This is a genomic window from Pseudomonas amygdali (genome assembly GCF_002699855.1).
In the GTDB taxonomy this organism is placed as follows: domain Bacteria; phylum Pseudomonadota; class Gammaproteobacteria; order Pseudomonadales; family Pseudomonadaceae; genus Aquipseudomonas; species Aquipseudomonas amygdali.
In genome coordinates this window covers 1-5603 of record NZ_LKBW01000110.1, presented here as the reverse complement: position 1 = coordinate 5603, position 5603 = coordinate 1, and the positions used below count along the sequence as shown (strand labels likewise).

Sequence of the window (5603 nt, the reverse complement as noted above, 5' to 3'; positions counted from 1 at the left end):
AGCGGCTATGGCTCAGCAGTCTAAAAATAGCGGCCTACTTCAGACCATTCTTAAGGAAACTCTGAAAAAGACTTCCTAATTTGGCAAAATCTCCGGACACCAGTCGCCGAGCTTTTCGATGATGAAACAGATGACCTTCGCCGACGCCGAGTATGCCGGCAAGCGCAAGCAGACCCGTAAGGAATTGTTCCTGATCGAGATGGATCAGGTGGTGCCCTGGAAAGGTTTGATTGCCCTGATTGAGCCCTATTATCCAAAAGGAGAAGGTGGCCGGCCCGCCTACCCACTGATGGCGATGCTGCGTGTTCATCTGATGCAGAACTGGTTCGGCTACAGCGATCCGGCGATGGAAGAAGCGCTGTATGAGACGACCATCCTGCGTCAGTTTTCAGGCCTGAGCCTGGAGCGAATTCCAGACGAAACCACCATTCTCAACTTCCGTCGTCTGCTGGAAAAGCACGAGTTGGCGACCGGGATTCTCGGCGTAATTAATGGTTATCTGGGCGACCGTGGCTTGTCGTTGCGTCAAGGCACCATCGTCGATGCCACGCTGATTCACGCGCCCAGTTCCCCCCGGTGTCAGGATAGTTGTCGCCTCTCCGATTTTTCCTAAAAAAGTATATCGGGGGCGGAAAGAGACTGGTCGTGCCGTACTATTCACCTGAACGCAGAGCCGCATTACTCAAAATGCTGCTTCCCCCGCTGAACCTGTCGATGGCCGAGGTTTCCCGGCGCGAAGGGGTCAGTGAAATGTCTTTGTCCAACTGGCGCAAGCAGCTCGGTGCCGAAGGAAGTGCAGTGTCTGAAAACAAGCCGTTGACCGAGAACTGGTCAGCCGAAACCAAGTTTGCTGTCGTGCTTGAAGCCGCCGGTTTGTCCGAGATCGACCTGGGTGAATACTGCCGCCGCAAAGGCCTTTACCCCGAGCAAATCACTGCCTGGCGACAAGCCTTCATCACCGGCCAGAAATCGGAAAAGGCCCTGCAAAAAGAAGAACGAGACCAGGCGCGCAAAGACAAGAAACGCATCCAGGAACTTGAGCGCGAACTGCGCCGCAAAGACAAGGCGCTCGCTGAAACAGCCGCGTTGTTGGTGCTGCGAAAAAAGCTCAACGACTATTGGGGGACGACCGACGACGAGGACAACTAACGTCTCTGCCAGAGCGGCAGTTACTCGTGGCCTGGCTGGGCGAAGCGGTCGCGGCGTGAGCCAGAAAAATCAGGGCCTGTCGGGAAGTTGTTTTGTCGCTGCGCACCTTGCAACGGTGGACTCAGACAGACGCTATCCAGACCGATGCGCAAACGACTGCCACAAGGCCAACGCCGCCAAATGCGCTGAACGAGGCAGAGCGACAGACCATTGTGACGCTGTGCAACAGCGCGGAGTACGCTCACCTGCCGCCGAGCCAGATCGTGCCGCGCCTGGCCGATCAAGGGCGCTATCTGGCGTCGGAAGCGACGTTTTATCGCGTTTTGCGAGCGACGGGTCAACAGCAACATCGAGGCCGTAGTTGTAGCGGCTTGCAATCGAAAACGACCGTGCTCGCAATCAGCACACTTTTAGGCTCAGATTAACTGCGACTGACGCAGCCCTCTGGCTCACATTAGTTGCGAGCGAGCTTGCATTCAGCTGCGTCTGCTTGCATTACATCGCTGGCAACTCACATTAGCTGCGAGTGAAAATGAACGGGGCAGATCGGCAAATCCGCCGCGAGCATTTCGTCGCGCAGTGTGTCCATGTCAGTGGTGTGCTTCCCGCTCGACGCATTCGCCGGTTTTGAGTCTGTCTTTGGAACCCAAGAGCTCTTGCGACCACACATTGGATCCGATTAATTCATCCGGGACAGCTGACAGCGCTATGAATCCTCTACAATCTATTCAACACAACATTACAACTCCCCCAATCAGTGGCGGTCAGCCATTAGACGCGGTGGGCCCTCAGGCCCAGAAATCCCATCCTAAAAGGATTTCACCTTCTCAATTGAGCCAAAGCGCTCACCAGGCTCTAGAACGCCTTTCAGCTAATGCCGAACACCAACGCCTTGCATCACTGGTACGCAAAGCTCTGCAGGATGGCACATTTCAATTTCAATCCAGTAACCACACGCAAGTAACCTATAAAGCGTCAATCTGTCTGCCAGCTGACACCGATACCGTGAGAACCGACCTCTTGATTAATAACGAGCTGACGGTTAAGGCCCGATTAAATGATCAATCAGAGTACGACATCGTCAGCGCACATTTGCATGGCTCTTCGAAAGCCATATCCTTCGACGTACCCAGCCCCCCGCCCGCACATGGTTCAGCATCTTCTGTCTTGAGTGAACGGACCCATCTAGTTATGAGTCGCGTTCTCTCACAAGATGCAGTAGATAGCAGTAGACTGGAAACTTCGTTACTGAGCTCGCCAGACCATTCTCGTCCGCCATCACAGCCAAAGCCCGTGCATCTAGGGTCGGTCCGCAGGGAATCTGGCAGCCTTGTTTCCGATAACCCGGTAGTGCAGGCCCTGCTATCGTTTGCGCAGGCCGACCAGGCATTTCCACCACAGGCCGCGAGCATTGCCGGGGTCCAGCTGGAAATGCGGCCACGTCGGGATATTGAGAAAGCACTTGAGGAATTCAAAGGCGCCTTTACGGTGGAGAAGGCGCAACTGATGTCCGGTGCCAACTCGTCGGAGCGGGTAGATGAGGATGTCAACGCAGACATCCATATCCCCTTATTGCTCAAGGCCATCGAGCGGGGGGCTGCGGCATTTGGTCCAAACGCATCAATCGGCCAGAATAGCGCGAAAGCGTTTCTCGCCTCATGTGCTCCCAAGATCACGTCCAATGACGATGTCCTCTCCGAGTTCATCAACCAGAAACTCAAGGGGGATGACGATCTTCAGGTTCGCCTGGGCGCACAGGAATTGTTGCATGTAGCCACCAAGAAGGAATTCCAGCTCGGCGGTCTAGCCGGCAGCATCGGGGTCAGCAGCATACTCGGCTCGGCATGGGAGCTTGGCGCTTCTGAGCTGTTGAAAAATGCCATCTTCGGCAAAAATTTCTCACCGAGCCAATATGCCCTGCAATTGGCTGGAATCGATTCAGTGCCTCCTTTGATTATCGAGTCCATGGACACCATGTGCGTACTCGCCATCATCAAGGGCATGAAAGGTGAGGAGTGGTCCATGAGCGATCTACTTCCCAAGGCGTTGAAGGCCGGTGCCATTTCCTCGGTGGTGTCATTCCCCAATAATGTTTTGCAGTATGCAGGTTTCAAATCCAGAGTCGGCGATCTTGCGGCAAACTCAGTGACAACTGAAGCGGCCATCTTTGGCGCCGCCTCCGCTATTCCACCCGAGGTCAAGGAAAGTGAAGAGCTGATGCGTGCTGGCTTATTCCAGAGCATGAAGGACGGCGTGATGGCTCATCCAGGCGAGGGGGTGGACACCAAAAAGACGATTGAGCGGATGACGCGCCATGCGCTGGATATCGCTCCGGGCGAAAGCACCGCTGTCAAGTCCATGGGGCTGGCATCGATTGTCGGGATGATTCCACTGATTGCCAGCAACAAGGCAACCGGGCTGCTGTCGGAACAGGTACTGCGTATTTTCCGGAGCGCCGTCTTCAATCCAATCGAAGCCATCGCTCTGAACGCGTTGGCGCTTGGCGGGCGTGTCAACGTTCCCGGGCTATTTGATTCCGACAATGCCAAGCATGCACGCGTGGTACAAACCATCCTTGCGCGGGCCAGCCAGCACATGGAAGCTGGAGACCGTGACATTTCCGCAGAGGAGCTACATCAAATGCTGGCTCCCCGGAGCGAGTTCCTGCGCCATGTGGGATCTGCGATTGTCAACGGCATGAATGCCAGCTTTGAGGCAATTCCCGCCCTGGTTCGGAAGCTTGGATATGGTGAGGCTCCATTGGCCGAACGTATTCCGTATCAAGACCTGGCTGTGCCCGACACGTCGCGGCAGCCCGCACCCTGAATCATAGTCGACGCGATCTACTGGACTTCACGAGCAGCAGTCAGGCGGGTAGCATGGTTTTTCACCGTGCTACCCTCGCCATCGCGGATGCTCCCACATTTGTCGGCACTACGGGTCAATCTGGGGCTACCGTCGACTGGGCAAGCGCAGATTTGGCTAAAGCGGACATCAATAACCTTGCTTTATCTGGATGCGTCACATCATCTGGACCTACTTGCTCTACAAGACCAAATCCTTCTGTGTGTATAGCTTTTGGTTTAAATAGCAGTTTTGCCGCCCCTGGCACTGAGGCCAGTAATGTCAGAGGATCATACAGGTTTAGCTTCGTCACCTTAGGCCAGATATCTTCAAACGAACTCTCTTTATTTCTATCCAGTTGTGCTGCTTCAATCTGTGCATTCGGCATGAACGTCCGAAAGAACCATGAGTCATCCAACCCGGGAAGCAATCCAGCTTGAATACCTTCCCAGAGGCCTTTCAACGCACTCTTCTGAACGTCTCTCAGGTAGTGGCCTACTGGATGTCCGCTCCCCGCTATCCCTTCGTAAAATGAAGGCGAAACCGCCGTTTTATAGGCCGCCTCCTTTGTCACTATACGAAGTGGAATGCCAAGCTCCTGCGCTTTCCGATAAAGACTGCGCGCAGCATCCATGTCGGTCGCATTGTTGTAAGCGCGTGCATCAGGCTGTACAAAACCATCTGCGTCCTTTAAAGGCTCGACGCCGCCCATGATGGTGATGTCATCAACCCGTTCGCGCACCATATCCGGGCAGGTAGTGATGAGAGCATTGATATCACTCATGCCTGCAATTACGACAATACTGACTCCATGTGGCGCACGGGCCAAGCGCCTGCTCATGTCCTGCAAGCTGTCGCGGTGTATTTCACCAGGTCCAGCCCTTAAAGCATGACCTTCCAGTAAAAATTTGGCATGTTCCTTCGACTGAAGCGAATTCATCGCGTAATCCCGACCACGCGACACATGCACGTCATGCAACCCAAGCTTGTTGAACACGCCTTTGGCCATCTCGGCACGTTGAGAGCGAACTTCAGCATCACCCAGTGTTGCCACTACGTCCGTGATGTGCACAAAGCCCTCAGCCTGCAATTGCTTGCCCAAGGTGTAGGTCACGACATCATCCGGGTCCTTGTTAGGATCAGTGAAAAACCACGTATCCTTAGGTAACCGGGGCTTGTGTAATCTCAGTTCATTGATGGCCATGTTTTCGTCTGAGGTCAGATGAGAGTTACAGGCTCCCACTTGTGCAAGCATCGTGCGCTGTGCCGCAGTCAATAAAGCTGGCGCACTTTTCGACCGCTCCAAAACTGGGCTGCTCATGCTTGCTTGCTGAGAAAGTGCTGATTGCACGCTACTTTCCGATGGGGTACGTGATATTTGTTTTAACTGATCTAGGATGAGACGTGAGGTGGTATGGCCTGCGGTGATAGGACGATGCATTGAGTCGACCTCCTGGATAGATGAACCTGCTGTGTGGCAAGCAACGCCGTTTCGGTTTCATCACCAGGGTCAAGTGCAGCTCGCTCCGGGTTAGAACAGGGAGTATCAGTTTTTTTGTGTTCGGGCTGGTTAGGGCCTGCCGTCAGGCAGGCCCTTGTTTTACCAGCTC

Annotated in this window: 2 protein-coding genes and 2 pseudogenes; 3 read left to right on the top strand and 1 reads right to left on the bottom strand. The window is 54.3% G+C overall.

The genetic code is table 11. The annotated features are described in order from the left end of the window. Positions 1 to 121: 121 nt before the first annotated feature. The 3 genes and pseudogenes from AO277_RS09845 to hopD1 form a co-directional block, all read left to right on the top strand. Positions 122 to 595 (top strand): annotated as a pseudogene (locus tag AO277_RS09845) (IS5 family transposase); the annotation flags it as partial. A 50-nt stretch (positions 596 to 645) separates the two neighbouring features. After that, a pseudogene (locus AO277_RS09840) lies at positions 646 to 1511 on the top strand (transposase); the annotation flags it as partial. Between the two features lie 346 nt (positions 1512 to 1857). Beyond that, positions 1858 to 3975, top strand: a complete 2118-nt coding sequence (gene hopD1 / locus AO277_RS09835; RefSeq protein ID WP_080899338.1) for a type III secretion system effector HopD1 — start codon at positions 1858 to 1860, stop codon at positions 3973 to 3975. A 115-nt stretch (positions 3976 to 4090) separates the two neighbouring features. On the opposite strand, the gene hopQ1-1 is transcribed toward hopD1, so the two are convergent. Continuing rightward, the gene (hopQ1-1, locus tag AO277_RS09830; protein ID WP_044319734.1) at positions 4091 to 5314 is read right to left on the bottom strand and encodes a type III secretion system effector HopQ1-1; all 1224 of its coding nucleotides are present in this window, start codon (positions 5312 to 5314) and stop codon (positions 4091 to 4093) included. Between the last annotated feature and the right edge of the window lie 289 nt (positions 5315 to 5603).

Coding starts and splice junctions, on each gene's coding strand:
- hopD1 (WP_080899338.1), top strand. CDS start 1,858: ATGAATCCTCTACAATCTATTCAACACAACATTACAACTCCCCCAATC.
- hopQ1-1 (WP_044319734.1), bottom strand. CDS start 5,314: ATGAGCAGCCCAGTTTTGGAGCGGTCGAAAAGTGCGCCAGCTTTATTG.